The following is a 21,628-nucleotide window of genomic DNA, read 5'->3' on the forward strand; positions in this document are numbered from 1 at the left end:
CGCACAGTGTGGTTCCGAGCTCTTGACGAGCTCTCTCGTCAGGCGCGGGCAGGTCCCCTGCTCGACGTCGTCGTGGTCGGAGATCCCGCAGCGGCCGGGACGTTCCTGAACCCGAGCTGGTCCGGCGTGCCCGCCGAGCTGGCCGAGCCTGGATCGGGCGCGTGGTGGGGGAAGGTCTCCGAGGCCGGCGCGCCGGCGTCGAGCAGCGCCTGCGCGTCCGCGACGACGGCGCGCTCCTCCGCCTGGGCGGCCGCGACGGCCTCCGCGCGGGCCTCGACGATCGCGCGGTGCAGGTCGGCGTGGACACGACGGCGCACGTCGCACGCAATCTCGTCGGCCTCCTCCTGCTCGACCGGGTCGCCGTCCGCCTCGCGCAGCGCGACGACGTCGGCCACCTCGAGCGCGATGCGCCGCTCCGCGTCGGCGAGCAGCGCGACGACCGCCGTGTCCGCCGCGCGGCCGAGCCTCGTCTCCTCGAACGCGCGCGTCGCGTCGTCCACGATCGCGCGGGCCTGCGCGACGAGCTCCGACGCGATCGACGGCGAGTGTGCCGCGAGCGTCGCGAGGTCGTAGAGCAGCACGCCCTCGACGTCCGCGACGCGCGGGTCGACGTCGCGGTGCAGCGCGAGGTCCAGCACGACGGTCGGGCGGGTCAGCGGCTCGTCCCCGGCCCGGACGGCGGCGCGCTCGCGCGCCCGCACCACCGCGGCGGCGTCGAGCACGTGCTCGATGGCCTGCTCGCGGCGGTCGGCGGCCCGTCCCGGCCGCGCGACGTCGTCGGCCGGCACCCGCCCGCGCGCGCCGCTGCACGACACGACGAGGTCCGCGTCCTCCAGCGCCGCGACGAGGTCCGTCACGGCCTCCACGCCGCGCGCGGCGGCGAACTCCTCGGCGCGGCCGGACTGCGAGTAGACGCGCACGTCGTCGCACCCGAGCGCGCGCAGCGCCGCGAGGCTCGCGCCCGCGTACGACCCCGTCCCGATGAGCACGGCCCGCACCTGGTGCCACGGCGGCAGCTCGGCCGCCGCGAGGTCGAGGCCCAGCGCGACGACGGAGCGGCCCGCGCCGCCGAGCGTCGTGGACGTGCTGACCTTCTTGGACGTGCGCGACGCCGTCTGGAACAGCAGCTCGAGCGTCGAGGAGGTCACGCCGTCCGCGTGCGCGGTCTCCAGGGCGCGCTTCACCTGGCCGGCGATCTCGCGCTCGCCCACGACCATCGAGTCCAGGCCCGACGCGACCGCGAACAGGTGCTCGGCGACCTCGGTCCCTGCCCGCGTGCGGAACGACGCGAGCGCCTCGTCCGGCGCGACGCCCGAGGCGTCGGCGACCATCCGCGCGACGTGCTCGGTCGCGTGCTGCACGCCGGCCCCGTGGAGGGGCGCGTCCACGTCGAGGTACAGCTCGAACCGGTTGCACGTCGCGAGGACGACGGCACCGGTGATCACGTCGCACGCCGCGACCGCGGAGCCGCCGATCGAGTGGGCCCCGGTGGAGAGTCGTTCCAGGGCGTCGAGGTCGAGCTCGTGGTGGCTGGCCGTGAGGGAGAGAAGAGCCACAGTGCCTCCGATTTAATCATTCCGCCGGGGGCGGGGCAGAATCGGTAGCTGTGATTCCTGTCGCCCTTTCCCCGGGCCATCCCCTGACCGACGGCCGCACGGACCGTTCGCCGCTCGTGCAGGCCCTGCGCGCGGGCACGACGGGAAATCGCCCGGAAATCACACCGGTGTGGTTCATGCGCCAGGCGGGCCGCTCGCTGCCCGAGTACCGCGCGGCCCGCGAGGGCGTCAGCATGCTCGACTCGTGCCTGCGCCCCGACCTCGCGTCGGAGATCACGCTGCAGCCCGTGCGCCGGCACGGCGTGGACGCCGGCATCTTCTTCTCGGACATCGTCGTGCCGCTGCGCCTCGCGGGCGTCGAGGTCGACATCGCGCCGGGCGTCGGCCCGGTCATGGGCCAGGCGTACCGCACGCCCGACGACGTCGCGCGCCTCGTGGAGACCGAGCTCACCGAGGAGTCGCTCACCCCGATCCGGGAGGCCGTCGCGCTGACCGTCGACGCGCTCGGCACGACCCCCCTCATCGGGTTCGCCGGGGCGCCTTTCACGCTCGCGGCCTACCTCGTCGAGGGCCGGCCGTCGCGCGACCACCTCGCCGCGCGCGCCCTGCTGCGCGGCGACCCGGAGACGTGGCAGCGCCTCGTCGACTGGGCCGCCGACCTCACCGGCACGTTCCTGCGCGCCCAGGTGCAGGCGGGCGCGAGCGCGGCCCAGCTCTTCGACTCGTGGGCGGGCTCGCTCTCGCGCGCGGACTACGCGGCGGGCGCCGCCCCGGCGAGCACGCGCGCACTCACGCACGTCGCCGACCTCGGCGTGCCGGTCGTGCACTTCGGCACCGGCACGGAGCACCTGCTCCCCGCGATGCGCGACGCCGTCACGGCCGCCGGGGTGGGCGACGTCGCCGTGGGCGTCGACTACCGCACGCCGCTCGACGACGCCGCGCGCCTCCTCGCCGCGGGTCACCGCCCGGTGCCCGTCCAGGGCAACGTCGACCCCGCCCTGCTCGCCGCGCCGTGGGACGTGCTCGAGGCGCACGTGCGCGACGTCGTGCGGCGCGGGCGCACCGCGCCGGGGCACGTGGTGAACCTCGGGCACGGCGTGCCGCCGGACACCGACCCGGACGTCCTCACGCGTGTCGTCGGCCTGGTCCACGCGCTCGGCGCAGACTGGACGGGACAGGACGACGCGCACGAGGAGGCGACCCGACGGTGAGCACCGAGCCGACGACGTCCCGCACCTCCCCCGGGGCCGTCCCCGAGGGGGTGGACGCGATCGTCGTCGGCGCGGGGGTCGCGGGCCTCACCGCGGCCCGGACCCTGCGCGAGCGGGGGTTGCGCGTCGCCGTGCTCGAGGCCGCGGACGTCCCCGGCGGGCCGGTCCGCGGCGGCGACCTGCCCGGCCTCGACGGTGTCCGCGTCGACCTCGGCGCCGAGTCCTTCGCGGCCCGCGGCACGGCCGTCGGCGACCTGGTCGCCGCGCTCGGTCTCGACGTCGTCGAGCCGTCGGGGGACGGCGCCTGGGGCTACGCCGCGGGCCGCGCCTACCCGCTGCCCCGCGCGGGCGTGCTCGGGATCCCCGCCCACCCGTGGTCCCGCGACGTCCGCCGCGCGGTCGGCGTCGGCGGGGCGCTGCGCGCGAGCCTCGACCGCGTCCTGCCCCGCCGCCTCACCGACCTGCGCACGCTCGAGACGTTCGCGCGCTCGCGCATGGGGACGCGCGTCACGGAGCGGCTCGTCGCGCCCGTCGCGGCCGGGGTGCACTCGGCCCCGCTCGACCGGCTGGACGTCGCCGCCGTCGCGCCGGGGCTGCGCGAGGCGTTCGAGCGCGAGGGCTCGCTCGCGCGCGCCGTCGCGTCGCTGCGCGCGCTCGCCCCGGCCGGCTCGGCCGTGCGCGGGATCGACGGCGGCATGCACCGGCTGGTCGAGGAGCTCGCCGTCGGGACCGACGTCCGCGTGCGCCACGAGGTCACGGACGTCGTCCGCCGGGACGCGAGCCGTCCCGACGCGGGTCCGACCCCCCGCCCCGGCACCTGGGTCGTGCGGGCGCAGTCGCCGGACGGGCCGGTCGAGCTCGCGGCGCCGCGCCTCGTCGTGACGACCCCGGCGCTCGTGGACGCGCTCGGCCCGCTCGTGGGCACCGCCGCCGACCTGCTGCCGGACCCGGAGCCCGGCGCGGACGTCCGGCTCGTGACGCTCCTGCTGCGCGCGCCCGAGCTCGACGACGCGCCGCGCGGCACCGGCCTGCTCGTCGCGCCACCGCACCGCGACGCCGGGCGGGCCGCACCGCCGTCGGACGTCGAGGCGAAGGCCCTGACGCACTCGACGGCGAAGTGGCCGTGGCTGCGCGAGCGCGTGCGCGCCGCCGTCGGACCGGGCCACCACGTGGTGCGGCTCAGCTACGGACGCATCGGCGCGACGACGGAGCCCGACCTCGACCGCGTCGTCGCCGACGCCTCGCGGCTGTTCGGCGTGGACCTGCACGGCCGTGTGCTCGGGCACGTCGTGACGCGCTGGAACGGCGCGCTGCCCCCGCCCACCCCCGCGTTCCGGCGCGAGGTGGCGGCGTTCGTCGCCCGGGTCGACGCCGTCCCCGGGCTCGGCGTGACGGGTGGCTGGATCGCCGGCACGGGCCTCGCGGCGATCGTCGGGCACGCCCAGGAATGCGCCCGGGGCCTCGCCGTCCTCGACTGAGGCAATCCTTACCGGAATCCCGAGAAATGCGGCGTCAAATGCGCTCGCGAATTGTCCTGACATCGTGTCCGGAAGTTCCTGACCCCGCGTCAGGACCACGTCACTCCCGCGCGCATTCCCAGCACCGTGACGTGCGCATTTCCGTGGAATGCCGAAGTGGGGAGAGACTGGGACCGTGAGCCCTGCAGGTACCCCTCCCCTCCGCGTGGGCACGCGCGGCAGCGCCCTCGCCACCACCCAGTCCGGCCACGTCGCCCGCCGCCTCGAGGAGCTGACCGGCCGCGACGTCGAGCTCGTCCGCGTCCGCACCGACGGCGACGTCCTCACCGGCTCGCTCGCCCAGATGGGCGGCACCGGCGTGTTCGTCACCGCGCTGCGCGAGGCGCTGCTCGACGGGCGCTGCGACGTCGCCGTCCACTCCCTCAAGGACCTCCCGACCGAGCCCGCCCCCCGGCTGACCGTGGTCACGCCGGAGCGCGAGAACCCGCGCGACGTCCTGTGCGCCCGCGACGGCCTCACCATCACGACGCTCCCGCGCGGCGCGCGCGTCGGCACCGGGTCGCCACGCCGCGCCGCGCAGCTCCGCTCCGTGCGGCCGGACCTCGACGTCGTCGACATCCGCGGCAACGTCGACACGCGCCTCGCCCGGGCGCTCGGCCCCGACGCCGACCTCGACGCCGTCGTGCTCGCCTACGCGGGGCTCGCGCGGCTCGGCCGGCTCGACGCGGTGTCCGAGGTCGTCGACACCGCGATCATGGCGCCCGCCGCCGGGCAGGGCGCGCTCGCGGTGGAGGTGCGCACGGCGTCGCTCGACGACCCCGTGCTCGCCCGCGCGCTGCACGACCTCGACCACGAGCCGACGCGCCTCGCCGTGCTCGCCGAGCGCTCGCTGCTCGCGCGCCTCGAGGCCGGCTGCGCGGCCCCGGTCGGTGCGCACGCCGTGGTGGAGGACGGCGAGGTCGTGCTGACCGCCGTCGTCGCCCGGGTCGACGGCGCCGAGCAGCTCACGCACTCGGGCCGCACCACCGTGCCGGTCGGCGCGTCGTCCCCGGACGCGCGGGACGACGCCGCCCGCGCGCTGGGCGTCCGCGTCGCCGACGCGCTCCTCGCCGACGGCGCCGCCCGCCTCGCCCCGCTCCGCGAGACCGGCTCCGGGCCCGGAGCCAGGGCTGGGTCCGACTCCGGGACCGTGACCGGGACGGCCCAGGCGACGACGCGACAGGCCACGGACGCCGACGCCGTCCCGTCGCCCGACCGCGCCGTCGAGACCGCGCGCGAGCAGCTCCGCGACGGCGGCTACCGCGGCGAGGCGGAATGAGCCCGGGCCCCCTGCGCGACCCGTCGCGCGGCCCCGCGCCCGTCGTCCCGCCCCCGCCGGAGCGGACCCCGCAGCCGACCCCGCCGGAGCGGCCGACCCCGCGCGGCGGCACCGAGACCGCCGGACCGGCGACGGTCCCGCACGCCACGGGCGCACCGCTCGCCGGACGGACGGTCCTCGTCCCGCGCGCGCCCGAGCGCGCCGCCGGGCTCGCGGGGACGCTCCGCGACGCCGGTGCGCGCGTCCTCGTCAGCCCCGCGATCGAGCGCGCCCGGGTCGAGGACACCGCCCCCGTGGACGGCGCCGTCGCTCGCCTCGCGCACGGCGACTTCGCCTGGGTCGTCGTGACGAGCGTCAACGCGATCGACGAGCTCCGGGCGTCCGTCGCCCGCCAGGGCCTCGACCTGGCCGACGCCGCCCGCCGGTCCCGGTGGGCCGCCGTCGGCCCCGCGACCCGCCGCGCCCTCGAAGCCGTCGGCGTCCAGGTCGACCTCGAGCCGTCGGAGAACTCGGCCCGCGGCCTCGTCGCCTCCTTCGCGTCCCTCGCCTCGACCGACCACGCCTCTACCCCGGCAGACCAAACCTCTACCTCGGCCGACCAGGGCTCTACCTCGCCTGCCCAGGGCTCTACCTCGCGAGGTAGAGGCCTGGTGCTGCTCCCGCAGGGAGACCTCGCGGCGCCGACGATGCACGACGGCCTGCACGACCTCGGGTACGTCCCGCACGTCGTCACCGTCTACCGCACCGTGACGCACGTGCTCGCGCCGGAGGTCGTGGCGGCGTGGCGCGGGGGCGAGGTGGACGCCGTCGTGCTGACGTCGGGGAGCGTCGTACGCGAGGTCGCGCGGCAGCTCGGCCCGCGCGAGGACGTGGCGGGCGTCGCGATCGGCGACCCGACCGCCCGGGCGGCGCGCGCCGTCGGGCTGCGGCTCGACGTCGTGGCGGAGCGCCCGACCGACGCCGCGCTCGCCGCCGCCGTCGACGCGGCCCTGACCACCGTCCCGTCGGACGGCCCGGCCGCTCCCCCGGCCCCCGACGACCCCGACGCGACCGACGCGACCGGCGCGACCGACCAAGGAGACCCCTCGTGACACACCTGCCTGCCGGGCACCACCGGCCGCGCCGCCTGCGCACGAGCCCGCGCGTGCGGCGGCTCGTCACCGAGACGCGCGTGCACGCGTCGGACCTCGTGCTGCCGCTGTTCGTCAAGGAGGGCCTCGACGCGCCGCGCCCGATCTCGTCGATGCCGGGCGTCGTGCAGCACACGGAGGCGACGCTCGCGGACGCCGTGCGCGACGCGGCCCGTGCCGGCGTCGGCGGCGTCATGCTGTTCGGCATCCCCGCCGAGCGCGACGCGACCGGGACGCAGGCGGACGCCGAGGACGGGATCCTGCAGTGCGGCATCCGGGTCGCGGTCGAGGCGGCGCGCGAGCACGCCGGCGGCGGGCCGGTCGTCATGGCCGACACGTGCCTGGACGAGTTCACCGACCACGGGCACTGCGGCGTGCTCACCACCGGCCGCGACGGGTCCGTGGTCGTGGACAACGACGCGACGCTCGACCGCTACGCCTCCATGGCCGTCGCGCAGGCGCGGGCGGGCGCGGACGTCGTCGCGCCGTCGGGCATGATGGACGGCCAGGTCGGCGTGATCCGGGAGGCGCTGGACGCCGCGGGGTTCGACGACGTCGGCATCCTCGCGTACTCCGCGAAGTACGCGAGCGCGTTCTACGGGCCGTTCCGCGAGGCCGTGGACTCGGCGCTCCAGGGCGACCGCCGCACGTACCAGATGGACGCGGGCAACGCCCGGGAGGGCCTCCGCGAGGCCGACCTCGACCTCGCCGAGGGCGCGGACATGGTCATGGTGAAGCCCGCCGGGTCCTACCTCGACGTGCTCGCGGCGGTCGCCGAGATGTCGGCGGTGCCCGTCGCGGCGTACCAGGTGTCGGGCGAGTACGCGATGATCGAGGCCGCTGCCGCGAACGGGTGGATCGACCGGCGCGGCGCGATCACGGAGTCGGTGCTCGGCATCAAGCGCGCCGGCGCAGACGTGATCCTCACCTACTGGGCGACGGAGCTCGCGGGCTGGCTCGACGAGAACGACGGAAGGACGCGGGCATGACGGACACCGGAGGCTTCGGGACGGCGGAGGCCGTGCAGGCGGAGAACGCGGCGCTGTTCGGCGCCCCGGGCGCAGGCGGGGCGGACAACCACGCCGCGTTCGTGCGCGCGCAGGGCGTGCTCCCGGGCGGCGTGAGCTCGCCGGTCCGCGCCTACGGGTCGGTGGGCGGCGACCCGCGGTTCCTCGCCTCGGCCCGGGGGCCGTACGTCACCGACGTCGCGGGGCGCGAGTACGTCGACCTCGTGTGCTCGTGGGGCCCCGCGCTGCTGGGGCACGCGCAGCCCGACGTCGTCGCGGCGGTCCAGGAGGCGGCGGCCCGCGGGCTGTCGTTCGGCGCGCCGACGCTCGGCGAGGTCGAGCTCGCGGAGGAGATCCGCCGTCGGGTGCCCGCCGCGGAGCGCGTGCGCCTCGTGTCGACCGGCACCGAGGCGACGATGACCGCGATCCGGCTCGCGCGCGGCGTGACCGGGCGCGACGTCGTCGTGAAGTTCGCCGGCTGCTACCACGGGCACGTGGACGCGCTGCTCGCGGAGGCGGGCTCCGGCGTCGCGACGCTCGCCCTGCCCGGCTCGGCCGGGGTCACCGAGGCGACCGCGGCCGAGACGCTCGTCCTGCCGTACAACGACCTCGCCGCGGTCGAGGCGGCGTTCGCGGAGCGCGGGTCGGAGATCGCTGCGGTCATCACGGAGGCGTCGCCCGCGAACATGGGCGTCGTCCCACCCGCGGAGGGCTTCAACGAGGGCCTGCGCCGCATCACCGCCGCGCACGGTGCGCTGCTGGTCCTCGACGAGGTGCTCACGGGCTTCCGCGTCGGGCCGAGCGGGTGGTGGGGGCTCGAGAACGCCGTCCTGCGCGGCCAGGGCGCCGACGGGTACACGCCCGACCTGTTCACGTTCGGCAAGGTCGTGGGCGGCGGGATGCCCGTCGCCGCGGTCGGCGGTCCGGCGACGGTCATGGACCGGCTCGCGCCGCTCGGGCCCGTCTACCAGGCGGGCACGCTGTCCGGGAACCCGGTCGCCGTCGCGGCGGGTCTCGCGACGCTGCGTCTCGCCGACGACGCGGTGTACGCGCGCGTGGACGAGGTCGCGGGCGTGCTGTCGTCGGCCGTGGGCGCGGCGCTCGACGCCGCGGGGGTCCCGCACCGCGTGCAGCGCGCGGGGTCCCTGTTCTCCGTGTTCTTCGGCGAGCTCGCCGCGAGCGCCGGGGTGCGCGACTACGCGCAGGCCCAGGCGCAGGAGACCTTCCGGTACCGCGCGTTCTTCCACGCGATGCTCGACGCCGGCGTGAGCCTCCCGCCGTCGGTGTTCGAGGCGTGGTTCGTCTCCGCCGCCCACGACGACGCCGCCGTCTCCCGCATCCTCGACGCCTTCCCCGCCGCGGCCCGAGCCGCCGCGGAGTCAACCCCAGCCTGACCCCCTGACCCTCTCGCCCCCGGGCGCCGCCCGGGCAGGCGTCGAACACGACGTTGGTGTCGTTATCCGGCGGATAACGACACCGACGTCGTGTTCGACGGCGCGGGATCGCGTGCTCGGCAGCGCGGGGCCGCGCGGGGGCGCGCGGGACAGGGCGCGTCAGTATGTCGCGGCCTGGCCGGCTCGTCGGCCGAGCGAGCGGACCTGGATGCCGAAGGCGATGAGCATGACGCCCCAGAGGATCGCGAAGATCGCGAGGATCCAGACGATCGACACCAGCCCGGCGTCGACGTTGAACAGCACGAGCAGACCGAAGACGAGGCCCAGGAGACCGGCGAAGACGCCCCAGCCCCACCCGCTGCCGGGGACCTTGCGCAGGTCGAGGCTCGCGACGGTCTGGAACAGGCCGTAGACGACGGCCCAGAAGCCGACGATCCACGTGAGGACGATCGCGGTCTTGCCCGGCCAGACGAGCAGCACGATGCCGACGGCCAGGCTGAGAACGCCCATGGTCACGAGGAACGCGGTGCCGCTGCCGGTGCCGCGGCGCCGGATGCCCTCGATGATCTCGACGATCCCGTCGACGACCGCGAAGATGCCGATCACCCAGATGATCACGGCCGCGGTCTTGTCCGGCCACGCCAGGGCGACGATGCCGAAGAGGATGGCGAGCACCCCGCGGAGCACTGGCCAGTACCAGACCTGCTTCGCGGTGCTGGAGAATGCGGTGAGGATCGGGTCCTGCGTCGTCATGGTCACTCCCCGTGCTAGGTGACGGGCCGGCTCACCGGCGGACTGGGGCCTGTGTCGCCTCCCGCTTCGCCTCCATGGAACACCCAGAAATCCCGCGTGTCGCGGCGAAGCGCGCGTTTCGCCCGCTCGGGCCGGACGGTCAGGCCCGCGCGGGCCGCGGTGCGAGGGCCGGCGCGGGTGCGCGCCGGCGTCGGCCCGACCAGACCACGAGGGCGGCCAGCGTCAGCACCGCCGTGAACGCGAGGACGGGGCCCGCGAAGAACGGGCCGATCCGCTTGTCGGCCACGACGGCGTACGTCGTCGCGTACGCGACGTCGGCCCCGGCCGGCTCGAAGGTGAAGTCCGAGACGATCTCGGTCCCCGGGTCGCGGAAGACCTGCTCGTGCGACGTGACGAAGCTGCCGGCGGCGAGGAGCGCGGCGAGCTCGTCGGAGCCCACCGTCGCCGGGTCGACCCGGCCCGCGAACCGCAGCGTGGGCTCGAGCGCGGCGGCGGTCGCGTCGGTGCGGTCGACCCGGTGGTCGGCCAGGACGTAGGTGCGCGTGCTCTGGGTGTCGTCGGCGACGACGGACATGCGCATGGGATAGACGAGCGAGCCGCTCGCGAACGTGACGCGCAGGGGCTGCAGGGTCCCGTCGAACGCGGCCGCCTCCTCCGGCGCGAGCCGGGCCGCGACGAACGACCAGCCTTCGCTCACGTAGGGCGCGAGAGCGGTCTGGACCGACTCGGGGAGCTGGAACCCCCGTTCGGTGAGCCACGACCCGAGCGCGCCGGGGTCGGTCGCGCCGAGCGTCGTGACGTCGAGCGGGCCGAGCCGCACCTCGTCGAGCACCGCGACCCCTGCCGGCGCGCCGGCGCCGTCGCTGCCGACGGCTCCGAACCCGAGCTCGGGCCACCACCGGTAGTCGGAGACGACGGCGCGCGGCCGGGTGAGGTCGTCGAGCTCGCGGAAGACCTGCGGGTCGGCGAGCGCGACCTCCGCCGGCGCCGGGGTCGGCAGCAGCAGCCCGACCTCCGGGGCGTTCGACAGCGCGTCGAGCTCCAGCAGCATCGTCTCGGTCGTCCCGTCCCACTGGAGCACGGCCGTCTCCTGCGAGACCGACGTGTCGTACGCGGGCCCGTCGACGAGGCCGCCGCACGCGCACGCGCTCGCCGGGGGCGCCGCGACGACGCTCGCCCCCGCGAGCGCGAGCGCGATCGACACCGCGCGGACCGCCCGTCCCGCTCCTGCTCCCCTGCCCATGCTTGGGAGGGTATGTGGTGCGTCAGGGGCCTCGCGCGACGAGCGCCGCAATCGTGATGAGGCCGTGACAGCAGCGTGACCCGCGGCCCGTGACCGGCCGGCGGGCCGCCGTCGGGCGGGAGCCGGGATCCGCGTCAGGCGACCGCCGCGCTGACGCCGAGGTGCACGAGCGTGCCCAGCACGACCGCCCATGCCGTGACCGCGACGACCCCCCAGGCGAAGACGCGGGCCCGCGGCGCCCCGAATCCCACCATGGCGGCCGCGGTCACGTGGCTCGGCAGCAGCAGGGGCCCGAGGAGGCTGACCCCGGGCACGCCGTAGCGGTCGAACACCTGCCGCATCCGCTGCCGCTGGGGCGACCGCTCGGCGGTGCGCCCCCGCGTGACGCCCGACCGTGCGGCGCCGATGAGCCAGACGACGAGGGCGAGCGCGATCGCGTTGCCCACCACGGCGGCGACGATCGCGACGACGGGGTTCACCCCGGCGACGACCCCGAGGATCGCCGCCCCCTCGGCCTCGACGTAGGGGATCGCGCCGGCGAGCAGGACCCCGACCCAGCGCAGCAGGGGCGGAAGACCCTGGGTGAGCTCCTGGAGCCCGGTGATGATGTCGGTCATGGTGCGCCTCTCGTCGGGGTGTGCCTCCAGCCTCCCGGCGGCACCGGCGCGTCGACAGTGCGCCCTCTCACCGCAGGAGGTGGACCCGTCACCGCCCGGGCATGACACGTGTCAGGCCGTCGTCGTCGGACGGCCCGGGGCGCGCGTACCCTTAGGGGGTATGGATCGGTTACCCTGGTGGGGTATAGGACGACGATCGACCCGCCGCGGTCGCGGCACCGCGCCCTGGACGAGGAGGAGAGCATGACCGACACCACCGAGGCCCCGGCCGTCGAGCACGAGCACGCGGCCCACACCGGTCCGCACGGCTACGCGTCCGACAAGGAGGCGTACCTCAAGCGCATGCGCCGCATCGAGGGCCAGGTGCGCGGCATCGCGCGCATGATCGACGAGGACGTCTACTGCATCGACATCCTCACGCAGGTCTCCGCCGTCACGAAGGCGCTGCAGGCCGTGAGCATCGGCCTCGTCGAGGACCACCTCGGCCACTGCGTCGTCGACGCAGCGCGCCAGTCCGAGGAGGAGGGCGCGGCCAAGGTCAAGGAGGCCGCCGACGCCATCGCCCGCCTCGTCCGCAGCTGACCCACCCCACCACCGAGGAGCACCATGAGCACCGTCACCACCCTGGCCGTCACCGGCATGACCTGCGGCAACTGCGTCGCGCACGTCACCAAGGACCTCGAGGCCGTCGCCGGCGTCGAGAACGTGAGCGTCGAGCTGCGCGTCGGCGGCGCGTCCGAGGTCACGGTCTTCTCCGACGCCCCGCTCGACGAGGCCGCGCTCCGCGAGGCCGTGGACGAGGCCGGCTACGAGGTCGCGTCGCTCGAGGTCCAGGAGGACGCGCTGGCCGCCCAGTACGCCGAGCAGGCGGCGGAGAAGCAGGAGGCGCACGCGTGCGCGTGCGGCTGCGGCACCGCCCCGAGCACGTCCACGGACGCCGCGGCCCCGGTGACGAAGACCTACGACCTCCAGGTCCCGCCCCGCTCCTAACCCGCGCGCGACCTGTCAGCACCCGGTCGCGGCACGACGCGACCTCCTGCTGACAGCGCCATCCCCGGGTGACCTGTCGGCAGGTCGTCGCCGTATCGCGCGAGCGGTCGCTGACAGGTCGCACCGCCACGGTGCCCGACGCCGGAGCGTGCCTCGCGCGCACGAGGCCGCCTCCGCCGTCGGGCACCACCCCACGGGCCGACCGTCGCCACCGCGACGCGCACCCACGCCGCCCGTCCGCACCGGCACGGGCCGCACGCCGCGACGTCCGCCACCCGGACCGCCGTCGGTGACCTCCACCCGAGCACCCGTCGAGGAGTCACCCGCATGACCGCCCAGCCCACGCCCACCCCGACGACCGCCACCCCGCCGGGCGGCGCCGCCGACGGTCGACCGTCCGCCGAGGTCGACCTCGCGATCGGGGGCATGACGTGCGCGTCCTGCGTCGCGCGCGTCGAGAAGCGGCTCAACCGCGTCGACGGCGTCACCGCCACCGTCAACCTCCCGCTCGAGAGCGCGCACGTCGTCCTCGCCGCCGACGTCACCGACGCCGACCTCGTCGCCGCCGTCGAGAAGGCCGGCTACACCGCCCGCGTCACCACCCGGCGTGATCTCACCCCCGTGGACGAGGGTGCTGTCTCACGGCACCACGGTTCACCTCCGGCGGACCAGGGCTCTACCTCGGCGGACCGCGGGGAGGCCGGCGCAGAGGCGACCGAGCGGCGGGACGACGCGAACGGCGTGGCGGGTCTGACCGAGCGAGACTCCGGGGCGAGCGTGGGAACGCAGGGGGATCGCGACCGAGAGCCGGGAGGTGCCCGAGGAACGAGGGCTCCGGACGGTGGCCCGAGCACCTCCAGCCGCGTCGCCACCGGACCCGACCGGGGCGCCGTGCTGCTGCAGCGTCTGCGCGTCGCGGCGGTGCTCACCGTGCCGGTCGTCGCGCTGTCGATGGTCCCGGCGCTGCAGTTCACGGGCTGGCAGTGGGTCGTCGCGGCGCTCGCGCTGCCGGTCGTCACGTGGGGCGCGTGGCCGTTCCACACGGCGGCGTTCCGGGCGGCACGGCACGGCGCGTCGACGATGGACACGCTGGTCTCGCTCGGCGTGGTCGCGGCGACGCTGTGGTCGCTGTGGGCGCTCCTGCTCGGCGGCGCGGGCGAGCAGGGGATGCGGATGCAGCCGACGCTGATCCCGTCCCGGGACGCGATGGGCACGCCCGAGCTGTACTTCGAGGTCGCGGCCGTCGTCACGACGTTCCTGCTCGCCGGCCGGTACGCGGAGCACCGGTCCAAGCGCCGTGCGGGGGACGCGCTGCGGTCGCTGCTGGAGCTGGGCGCGAAGGACGCCGAGCGGGTGCTCCTCGGGTCGGACGGTTCCCCTCGCACGGGTGCCGACGGCGCACGGGTCACCGAGCGCGTCCCGGTCGCGGACCTCGCGGTGGATGACGTGTTCGTCGTGCGGCCGGGCGAGAAGGTCGCGACGGACGGCGTGGTGCTGGAGGGGTCGAGCGCGGTCGACACCTCGCTGCTCACGGGTGAGCCGGTGCCCGTGGACGTGGGCCCGGGCGACGACGTCACGGGCGCGACGGTCAACGCGGCGGGTGCGCTGCTGGTCCGGGCGACGCGCGTGGGCGAGGAGACGACGCTCGCGCAGATCGGACGGCTCGTGACGCAGGCGCAGACGGGCAAGGCGCCGGTGCAGCGGCTCGCGGACCGGATCTCCGCGGTGTTCGTGCCGGTCGTGCTGGTGCTCGCGGTCGCGACGCTGGTGGGCTGGCTGATCGCCGGTGCGGGCACGCAGTTCGCGTTCACCGCCGCCGTCGCGGTGCTCATCATCGCGTGCCCGTGCGCGCTGGGTCTGGCGACGCCGACGGCCCTGCTCGTCGGCACCGGACGCGGCGCGCAGCTCGGCGTGCTCATCAAGGGGCCGGAGATCCTCGAGTCGACGCGGCGCGTGGACACCGTCGTGCTCGACAAGACGGGGACCGTCACCCAGGGCGCGATGGCGCTCGAGGCGGTCGTGACGCCGTCGGGCAGCGTGCCGCTGGAAACGTTGTCCGCGCACGGTCGCGCTCCGGCGCGACGAGACGCTGACAGGTCGCGCCGGGAGGTCGACGACGCGCGCGACGCCCTGCGGCACGCAGGTGCGGTCGAGGCGCTGAGCGAGCACCCGATCGCCCGGGCGGTCACCGAGGCCGCGCGCCGCGTGGCCGCACCGGCATCGCGCGGCGGGGACGCACCGGTGGGGGCCGACGGCGTCGTGATCGGCTCGCTGCAGGCGTTCGACTTCCGCAGCGCCCCGGGCGGCGGGGTCGAGGCCGTCGTCCGCACCGCGCACTCCGGGCTCTCCCTGGGCGACGGCGGCGGGCTCACCGCGCGGCGCGTGCTCGTCGGGCAGCCGTCGTGGCTCGCGCGCGAGGGCGTGTCGCCCGACCCGGCGCTCGACGACGCGTTCGCGGCCGCCGAGGCGACAGGGGCGAGCGCCGTCGTCGTCGCGTGGGACGGCCGGGCGCGCGCGGTGCTCGTGCTGCGCGACCCGGTGAAGCCGACGTCGGCCGAGGCGGTGCGCGAGCTGCGCGACCTCGGCCTGCGGCCCTACCTGCTGACGGGCGACGGCGAGGGCGCGGCCCGCGAGGCGGCGCGCGCCGTCGGGATCGCGGAGTCCGACGTGGTCGCGCGCGTGCTCCCCGACCAGAAGGTCGACGTCGTCGCGCGGCTCCGAGGCGAGGGGCGCGTCGTCGCGATGGTCGGGGACGGCGTGAACGACGCCGCCGCGCTCGCGACGGCGGACCTCGGGCTCGCGATGGGCACGGGGACGGACGTCGCGATCGAGGCGAGTGACCTGACGCTCGTGCGTGGCGACCTCCGCAGCGCGGCCACCGCTATCCGGCTCTCGCGCCGGACCCTGCGGATCATCCAGCAGAACCTGTTCTGGGCGTTCGCCTACAACGTCGCGGCGATCCCCCTCGCGGCGGCGGGCCTGCTCAACCCCATGATCGCGGGGGCGGCGATGGCCGCGAGCTCGGTGCTCGTCGTCGGGAACTCGCTGCGCCTGCGCCGCGCCGCCTGACCCCAGGGCCCACCCCACGCGACCCGGCCTTGCCGGGCGCCGAGCCCGACACCACCCGCTGCCGAACACGACCTGAGGGTCGTTATCCCGGGGATAACGACCCTCATGTCGTGTTCGGCGCCGGGGGGAGTCAGCGGAAGCGGCGGCCCTCGTCGCGGCGGTAGGCGCCGACCGCGAGGGCGGCGAAGACCACCGTCCAGCCGAGAAGCACGGGCCACGCGAGACCGTACGCCGGCTCGCCCGTGAGCGCCTGGACGAGCAGGTCGCGACCCGCGCGCGTCGGCGTGGCCATGGAGATGGCGTCCAGCCACGGGGGGAAGAGGAACGGCGGGAGGAACAGGCCGCCGGCGAACGCGAGCGGGAAGAGGATCACCTGGACCACCGGCAGCGCCGCCTTCGCGGACAGCGAGTAGCCGATCGCCATGCCGAGCAGCACGAACGGCACGGACACGAGCAGCACCGTCCCGACGCCCGCGAGGAGCTGGCTCCACGTGACGCTCGCGTCGGTGAAGAGCCAGCCGATGAGGATGAGCGGCACGAGCCCGAACAGCGAGAAGATGCCGCCGTTGAGCACGCGCGCCGCCATGCGCGGCGTCGGGCCGGCGGGCAGCGAGCGCACGAACGGGTCGAACGGGAGCTGCCGGTCCTCCGCGACGCCGAGCCCGTAGGTGAACAGGCTCGCCGAGCAGATCGCGAACAGGCCGAGCGACGCGACGGCCGTGGTCGCGGCCACCGGGTTCTGCGCGACCTCCTTCTGCGGCACGACGAAGAAGAACATCGCGAGCGCGGGGAACAGCAGGTTGCCCAGCACGGCGACCGGCACGCGCACGGTCTCGAGGAACTGGTACTTGAGGTGCAGCCAGGTGAGGCGCAGCGGCCCGGGGAGGGTCGCGGCGGTGGCGCCGCCGGGGATGGTCGTGGTGGTCATCGTGCCCGTGCCTCCGTGGTCGGGGCCGCGTCGCGCGCGACCATCTGCTCGAACGCCTCCTCGAGGCTCGCGCCCCGGATCTCGAGGTCGTGGAAGTCGACGCCCGAGGTGACGAGCCCGCGCACGAGGGCGTCGGCGTCGGGCGTGTAGAGCTCCTGGCGGCCGTCGCCGAGGCGGTCGGACCGCACGACGCCGGGCCGGTCGGCGAGGTCCGAGGGCGACCCGACCACGACCCGCCGCAGCGACACGCGGCGCAGGATCGCGTCGAGCGAGTCGTCGGCCTTGACCACGCCCTGGTCGATGACGACGACGCGCTGCGCGAGCGCCTGCACCTCCTCCAGGTAGTGGCTGGTCAGGAGGACCGTCCCCCCGTCGGCGTGGTACGCGCGGATCGCGTCCCACAGCGCCTGGCGGGCGCTCACGTCGAGGCCCGTCGTCGGCTCGTCGAGCAGGACGACGCGCGGGCGGCCGACGAGCGAGAGCGCCACGGCGAGGCGGCGCTTCTGCCCGCCGGACATCGCGCCCGTCTGGCGGCCCGCGAGCTCGGTGAGGCCGAACTGGTCGAGCAGCTCCACGGTCGGGACGGGGTCCGGGTAGTGACCGGCGACGAAGTCGACGACCTCGCGCACCTTGAGCGTCGCGGGCAGGCCCGTCTCCTGCGGGGTGAGGCCCAGGCCGACGCGGCTCCGCGCGTCGCGCGGGTCGCCGCCGAGCAGGCGGACCGTCCCGGCGTCGGGCCGGCGCTGCCCGCTGACCAGGGACAGCAGCGTCGACTTGCCGGCGCCGTTGGGGCCGAGCAGGCCGACGAGCTCGCCCGCCCCGACGCTCAGGGACACGTCGTCGAGCGCGACGACCGTGCCGAAGCGGCGCGTGACGTGGTCGACGGCGACGACCGGTCGAGCGGGGTCGGTGGCCGACGCCGCGGGGTCGGTCCGGGCGGCCCGGGAGGCCCCGCTGCGCGGGGCGTGGTCGGTGCTCATCCTGCGGCTCCCTTCAGGAGGGTGTTCAGGGCGGTCGTGTAGTCCTCGAAGGCGACACGGCCGCGGGCGGTGAGAGCGAGGTAGGTGGCCGGGGTGCGGCCCTCGTGGGTCTTGGTGACGGACACGTAACCGGCGTCCTCGAGCTTGCGCAGGTGGGTGGAGAGGTTCCCGGCGGTCATGTCGAGGAGCTTCTGCAGCTTGGGGAAGGACAGCTCGTCCCCGGTCGGGAGGGTGGCGAGCGTCGCGACGACGCGCAGCCGCGCCGGGGCGTGGATGACGGGGTCGAGCTCGGCGTCAGGCATCGGCCGCGCCCTCCGCCGACGCCCCGGCGGGCGCTGCTCGGGTGGCGAGGCGCCGCCGTCGGACGCGCAGGACGTGCTCGATCGCGGCCATGACGAGGAACCCGCCACCGCCCGCGAGCGCCATGACGAGGTAGGTGAGCGGAAGCCCCGCGAACGTCGCGACGGCGGCCGTGAGCAGGATCCACACCCCGAGCACGAACAGACCGCGGTCGCCGAACGCCGCGGCACCGCCGAGGTACAGCAGGCCAACGACGACGCACGCGAACGCGTTGCTCGCGAGCGACATGACCTCCTCCGACGCTCCCGCGCGGGCGAGCCCGCCGAGCACGAACCCGTAGCAGACGAAGCCGAGCATCCACGACCACCCGTACATGGCCCCGGTGCGGGCGCTGACGCCACGCGTCCCCGCGGTGCGCGTGACGCTGTGGACGATCGTGAACGCGACGGCGGCCGCGATGAGGCTGAAGAAGACCCAGAACGCCCACGGCTCGGGCTGCGCGCCCACGACCTGACCCATGCGGGTCGTGATGCGGACGGTCGCGGTCCCGTCGACGACGCGGACCGCGCTCGCCCACAGGCACAGGTACCCGACGAGCCAGGCGACGCCCCACGCGAGGAACAGCAGCCGCGAGTCGGGCTCGGTCGCCCGGCGCGCGCGGTCCTGCTGCTCGCGGATGAGGCGCAGCGTCTCGGCGACGTCGAGCGCCGGCTCGCCCGGCTCGGCGGTCCCGTCGCGGCGGTCGTCGCCCTGGTCCGTGGTCATGGTGCCCTCTCGGGAGGTGGGAAAACTACTTTGCGCTGCAAACCTGTTTGTAGCCTGGCACGCCCGACACCGATCGCGCAACCCCCTCCCACCCCTCCCCGCACCCGCACCCGCACCCGCACCCGCACCCGCACCCGCCGAACACGACATGAGGGTTGTTATCCGCCCGATAACGGCCCTCATGTCGTGCTCGACAGGGGGCGGGGGCGGGGGCGGGGGTCGCTCGATGGACCGCCGCCGAGGTCGCGGCGCGCGTCGTCGTGGCGGGCGTCGAGGTCATCGAGGCCCGCATCTCCAACCTCGCCTACGCCCCGGAGATCGCCCAGGCGATGCTCCAGCGCCAGCAGGCCGGCGCGATCATCGCGGCGCGGTCGCGCATCGTCGAGGGCGCGGTGTCCATGGTCGAGGACGCCCTGTCGCGCCTCGAGGCCGAGGACGTCGTGACGCTCGACGACGAGCGCCGCGCGACCATGGTCTCCAACCTCCTCGTCGTGCTGTGCGGCGACAGCCGCGTGACGCCCGTCGTCAACACGGGGTCCCTGTACCAGTGACGCCCGTCGGGCCCACGCCGCCCGAGAAGCGCGACGCGCCCGACGACGGCGACCAGCCGTCGTCGGGCCGCGGCGTCCCCGCAGGCGGGGAGCCGGCCACGCCGGAGGGCGACGCGCCCCCGCAGGCCGAGCAGCCGGCGTCGGGCACGGGCGAGGGCCCCGCGCAGCGGCCGCAGCGCAAGTCGGTGCTCCTGCGCCTGGACCCCGCCGTGCACGACGCGCTCGCGCGCTGGGCCGGCGACGACCTGCGCAGCGTCAACGCGCAGATCGAGATGCTGCTGCGCCGCGCGCTCGACGACGCCGGCCGCCTCCCCCGCGACGTCCGCCCGCCCCGCGGCCCGGGCCGCCCGCGCAACCCCTGACCCGCCGAGCGATCAACCCGGACCCGCCGAGCACGAGGTTGCTGTCGTTCTGGGGCCGAGAACGACAAGAACCTCGTGGTCGACGCGGAGCAGGCTCGTGCTCGGCGGACAGCGCACGCTCAGGCGGCGTCGAGCCCGCGCCCGGGGACCGGTGCTATAACCGGACGGTGCCCGACCTGACCGCGTCCACCCCCGCGACCGCGCCCGAGCCGCCGCCCGCGCCCGGCCCGACGGCGGCACCCCGCGCGGCCGACGCCGTCACCGCCGACGCGCACGACCGCCCGGACCGCGCGACGCGACGACGCATCGGCGCGGAGATCTGGATCGTCCTCGGGCTGAGCCTCGGCAAGTCGGCGGTCTACGCGATCATCAACATCGTCGCGCGCCTCACCGCCGGGACCCCGCTGCGCGACCAGTCGGCGAGCCTCAACGTCAGCCAGTCCGCGCGCCCCTACCTCGACCTCACCTACCAGCTCGTCGGAATCTTCTTCGCGGTGCTGCCCGTCGCGCTCGCGCTGTACCTGCTCAGCGCGCGCGGCCGCTCGGCCGTCCGGGCGATCGGGCTCGACGGCGCCCGGCCGCTGCGCGACGTCGGGTGGGGGTTCGCGCTGGCCGCGGCCATCGGCATCCCTGGGCTGGGCTTCTACGCGCTCGGCCGCCTCCTCGGCATCACGGTCGAGGTGCAGGCGTCGGCGCTCAACGCCGCGTGGTGGACCGTGCCCGTGCTGATCCTCTCGGCGCTGCAGAACGGCCTGCTCGAGGAGGTCATCGCCGTCGGCTACCTGTTCGAGCGCACGCGCGACCTCGGCTGGGGCCGCGTGAAGTTCGTCGTGTGGAGCTCGCTCCTGCGCGGGTCGTACCACCTGTACCAGGGGTTCGGCCCGTTCGTCGGGAACGTCGTCATGGGCGTCGTCTTCTCGTGGTTCTACACGTCGCGCTGGGGCAGGCACCGCGTCATGCCGCTCGTGATCGCCCACACGCTGCTCGACGTCGTCGCGTTCGTCGGGTACGCGCTCCTCCCCCTGGAGTGGAAGCAGTCCCTGGGCCTCGCGTGACGGCTGCGGCGCCGCTTCGCGACTCCTGGGACGCCGCGGTCAGGCGATCCCGAACGCGCCGGTCTCCAGGTCGACCAGGTGGGTCTCGCGGTTGCCGTAGTCGACGCCCCAGGTCGGCGTGGACAGCTCCAGGTAGTGCGGCGTGAAGTCGCCCTCCAGCGAGTCGACCATCGCCTCGGACGTCCCGCCGAGGTGGTCGTCCACCCAGGGGCGCTCCTCCTCCGGCAGCCCGGTCCAGTCCTCGTCCCAGGGCGAGACCCAGCCGTCCTCCTCCCGGCCCGGGGCGAGACCCGCGTTCGGGTCGTCGACCCTCGGGACGAGGTAGGCCCACCGGGTGACCGTCACGTCCTCGCCGCGACGCGTGCCGAGCGGCGGGTCCCACGCGTTCTGCCCCTCGTCCGTCGCGACGTGCTCCCCGGGACGGCGGGTGTCGGGCGGTGCGGCGGTGGGACCGGCGGCGAGCTCCTGCTCGGTCAGCCAGACCAGGGCGAAGCTCTGGCCGATGATGTCGCTGAGCACGAGCGCCTGCGGGTGCTGCCGGGCCGCGCGCAGGTCCACGACGAACGGGTCCTCCGGGTCGCTCGCGTCGTGCTCGGTGGCGAACTGCCCCCCGCCGAGGAAGTACGCCACGCCCGGGAACCCGGGGCCCCGACGCTGGTACTCGGCCGCCAGCCGCAGCGTGACGGCGTGCCGCATCGGCAGCCCGGTGCTCGGGCTCCGCGGCCACGTCCGCGGCTCGATCCCCGGCCCCGCGTCGCCGATCCACCCCCAGGCGGCCTCGCCCCAGGGCGCGACGGGCGGCTGCAGCAGAGCCGTCGTCCCGACCGGTGACCCGTCCACCGCGTCCTGCGGGGTCAGGCCGAACAGGATGTCGTACGCAGTGACCACCGGTGCTCCTCGTTCTCGACGGACAGCGGTCAC

Annotated in this window: 20 protein-coding genes and 1 pseudogene; 12 read left to right on the forward strand and 9 right to left on the reverse strand. The window is 75.7% G+C overall.

Features of this window, described 5'->3' with window-relative positions; translation table 11 throughout:
• Positions 1 to 38 precede the first annotated feature (38 nt).
• Complete coding sequence (locus tag ACFC2L_RS09265) at positions 39 to 1,556, reverse strand: glutamyl-tRNA reductase (RefSeq protein ID WP_375824001.1); 1,518 nt, start codon at positions 1,554 to 1,556, stop codon at positions 39 to 41.
• A 176-nt stretch (positions 1,557 to 1,732) separates the two neighbouring features.
• On the opposite strand from ACFC2L_RS09265, the gene hemE reads away from it, so the two are divergent.
• The 6 genes from hemE to hemL all read left to right on the forward strand — a co-directional run bounded on the left by hemE (position 1,733) and on the right by hemL (position 9,094).
• Positions 1,733 to 2,767: a uroporphyrinogen decarboxylase gene (hemE, locus tag ACFC2L_RS09270; RefSeq protein ID WP_375824133.1), complete on the forward strand. Its 1,035-nt coding sequence runs from the start codon at positions 1,733 to 1,735 to the stop codon at positions 2,765 to 2,767.
• Positions 2,764 to 4,245: a protoporphyrinogen/coproporphyrinogen oxidase gene (locus ACFC2L_RS09275; protein ID WP_375824002.1), complete on the forward strand. Its 1,482-nt coding sequence runs from the start codon at positions 2,764 to 2,766 to the stop codon at positions 4,243 to 4,245. Before hemE ends, ACFC2L_RS09275 begins: the two co-directional genes overlap by 4 nt.
• A gap of 148 nt (positions 4,246 to 4,393) precedes the next feature.
• On the forward strand, positions 4,394 to 5,563 hold the full coding sequence (gene hemC, locus ACFC2L_RS09280) for a hydroxymethylbilane synthase (RefSeq protein WP_375824003.1): 1,170 nt from the start codon (positions 4,394 to 4,396) through the stop codon (positions 5,561 to 5,563).
• A complete protein-coding gene (locus ACFC2L_RS09285) occupies positions 5,560 to 6,654 on the forward strand; it encodes a uroporphyrinogen-III synthase (protein WP_375824004.1) in 1,095 nt (364 codons plus the stop codon). Before hemC ends, ACFC2L_RS09285 begins: the two co-directional genes overlap by 4 nt.
• On the forward strand, positions 6,651 to 7,682 hold the full coding sequence (gene hemB, locus ACFC2L_RS09290; protein ID WP_375824005.1) for a porphobilinogen synthase: 1,032 nt from the start codon (positions 6,651 to 6,653) through the stop codon (positions 7,680 to 7,682). The genes ACFC2L_RS09285 and hemB overlap by 4 nt, the downstream gene beginning before the upstream one ends.
• On the forward strand, positions 7,679 to 9,094 hold the full coding sequence (gene hemL / locus ACFC2L_RS09295; protein WP_375824006.1) for a glutamate-1-semialdehyde 2,1-aminomutase: 1,416 nt from the start codon (positions 7,679 to 7,681) through the stop codon (positions 9,092 to 9,094). The genes hemB and hemL overlap by 4 nt, the downstream gene beginning before the upstream one ends.
• 159 nt (positions 9,095 to 9,253) lie before the next feature.
• Here the strand turns inward: hemL and ACFC2L_RS09300 are convergent, their stop codons facing one another.
• From ACFC2L_RS09300 to ACFC2L_RS09310, 3 genes are all read right to left on the reverse strand, one after another.
• A complete protein-coding gene (locus ACFC2L_RS09300; RefSeq protein ID WP_375824007.1) occupies positions 9,254 to 9,847 on the reverse strand; it encodes an HdeD family acid-resistance protein in 594 nt (197 codons plus the stop codon).
• Between the two features lie 139 nt (positions 9,848 to 9,986).
• Complete coding sequence (locus ACFC2L_RS09305; RefSeq protein ID WP_375824008.1) at positions 9,987 to 11,090, reverse strand: DUF2330 domain-containing protein; 1,104 nt, start codon at positions 11,088 to 11,090, stop codon at positions 9,987 to 9,989.
• A gap of 134 nt (positions 11,091 to 11,224) precedes the next feature.
• Positions 11,225 to 11,707, reverse strand: a complete 483-nt coding sequence (locus tag ACFC2L_RS09310) for a hypothetical protein (RefSeq protein ID WP_375824009.1) — start codon at positions 11,705 to 11,707, stop codon at positions 11,225 to 11,227.
• 243 nt (positions 11,708 to 11,950) lie between these two features.
• Here ACFC2L_RS09310 and ACFC2L_RS09315 point away from each other — a divergent pair, with 243 nt between their 5' ends.
• From ACFC2L_RS09315 to ACFC2L_RS09325, 3 genes are all read left to right on the forward strand, one after another.
• Positions 11,951 to 12,289 (forward strand): metal-sensitive transcriptional regulator, encoded by a 339-nt coding sequence (locus ACFC2L_RS09315; RefSeq protein ID WP_375824010.1) that lies wholly within the window; start codon positions 11,951 to 11,953, stop codon positions 12,287 to 12,289.
• Between the two features lie 24 nt (positions 12,290 to 12,313).
• Positions 12,314 to 12,697, forward strand: a complete 384-nt coding sequence (locus ACFC2L_RS09320; RefSeq protein WP_375824011.1) for a heavy-metal-associated domain-containing protein — start codon at positions 12,314 to 12,316, stop codon at positions 12,695 to 12,697.
• A 327-nt stretch (positions 12,698 to 13,024) separates the two neighbouring features.
• Positions 13,025 to 15,766 carry a heavy metal translocating P-type ATPase gene (locus ACFC2L_RS09325; RefSeq protein WP_375824012.1) on the forward strand — a complete coding sequence of 914 codons (2,742 nt, stop codon included), beginning with the start codon at positions 13,025 to 13,027 and terminating at the stop codon, positions 15,764 to 15,766.
• A 130-nt stretch (positions 15,767 to 15,896) separates the two neighbouring features.
• On the opposite strand, the gene ACFC2L_RS09330 is transcribed toward ACFC2L_RS09325, so the two are convergent.
• The 4 genes from ACFC2L_RS09330 to ACFC2L_RS09345 are packed head-to-tail and all read right to left on the reverse strand — an operon-like array spanning position 15,897 to position 18,739.
• Positions 15,897 to 16,694 carry an ABC transporter permease gene (locus ACFC2L_RS09330; RefSeq protein ID WP_375824013.1) on the reverse strand — a complete coding sequence of 266 codons (798 nt, stop codon included), beginning with the start codon at positions 16,692 to 16,694 and terminating at the stop codon, positions 15,897 to 15,899.
• The gene (locus tag ACFC2L_RS09335; protein ID WP_375824014.1) at positions 16,691 to 17,674 is read right to left on the reverse strand and encodes an ABC transporter ATP-binding protein; all 984 of its coding nucleotides are present in this window, start codon (positions 17,672 to 17,674) and stop codon (positions 16,691 to 16,693) included. Before ACFC2L_RS09335 ends, ACFC2L_RS09330 begins: the two co-directional genes overlap by 4 nt.
• A complete protein-coding gene (locus tag ACFC2L_RS09340) occupies positions 17,671 to 17,976 on the reverse strand; it encodes a transcriptional regulator (protein WP_375824016.1) in 306 nt (101 codons plus the stop codon). The genes ACFC2L_RS09335 and ACFC2L_RS09340 overlap by 4 nt, the downstream gene beginning before the upstream one ends.
• Positions 17,969 to 18,739 (reverse strand): hypothetical protein, encoded by a 771-nt coding sequence (locus tag ACFC2L_RS09345; RefSeq protein ID WP_375824017.1) that lies wholly within the window; start codon positions 18,737 to 18,739, stop codon positions 17,969 to 17,971. Before ACFC2L_RS09345 ends, ACFC2L_RS09340 begins: the two co-directional genes overlap by 8 nt.
• Before the next feature lie 233 nt (positions 18,740 to 18,972).
• On the opposite strand from ACFC2L_RS09345, the pseudogene ACFC2L_RS09350 reads away from it, so the two are divergent.
• The 3 genes and pseudogenes from ACFC2L_RS09350 to ACFC2L_RS09360 all read left to right on the forward strand — a co-directional run.
• Positions 18,973 to 19,290: pseudogene (locus ACFC2L_RS09350) on the forward strand (SPFH domain-containing protein); the annotation flags it as partial.
• A complete protein-coding gene (locus ACFC2L_RS09355) occupies positions 19,287 to 19,652 on the forward strand; it encodes a hypothetical protein (RefSeq protein WP_375824018.1) in 366 nt (121 codons plus the stop codon). The pseudogene ACFC2L_RS09350 and the gene ACFC2L_RS09355, both read left to right, overlap by 4 nt.
• Before the next feature lie 167 nt (positions 19,653 to 19,819).
• Positions 19,820 to 20,707, forward strand: a complete 888-nt coding sequence (locus ACFC2L_RS09360; RefSeq protein WP_375824019.1) for a CPBP family intramembrane glutamic endopeptidase — start codon at positions 19,820 to 19,822, stop codon at positions 20,705 to 20,707.
• A 39-nt stretch (positions 20,708 to 20,746) separates the two neighbouring features.
• On the opposite strand, the gene ACFC2L_RS09365 is transcribed toward ACFC2L_RS09360, so the two are convergent.
• The gene (locus tag ACFC2L_RS09365) at positions 20,747 to 21,595 is read right to left on the reverse strand and encodes a hypothetical protein (RefSeq protein ID WP_375824020.1); all 849 of its coding nucleotides are present in this window, start codon (positions 21,593 to 21,595) and stop codon (positions 20,747 to 20,749) included.
• Between the last annotated feature and the right edge of the window lie 33 nt (positions 21,596 to 21,628).

This window comes from Cellulosimicrobium sp. NPDC055967 (assembly GCF_042269845.1).
GTDB lineage: Bacteria > Actinomycetota > Actinomycetes > Actinomycetales > Cellulomonadaceae > Cellulosimicrobium.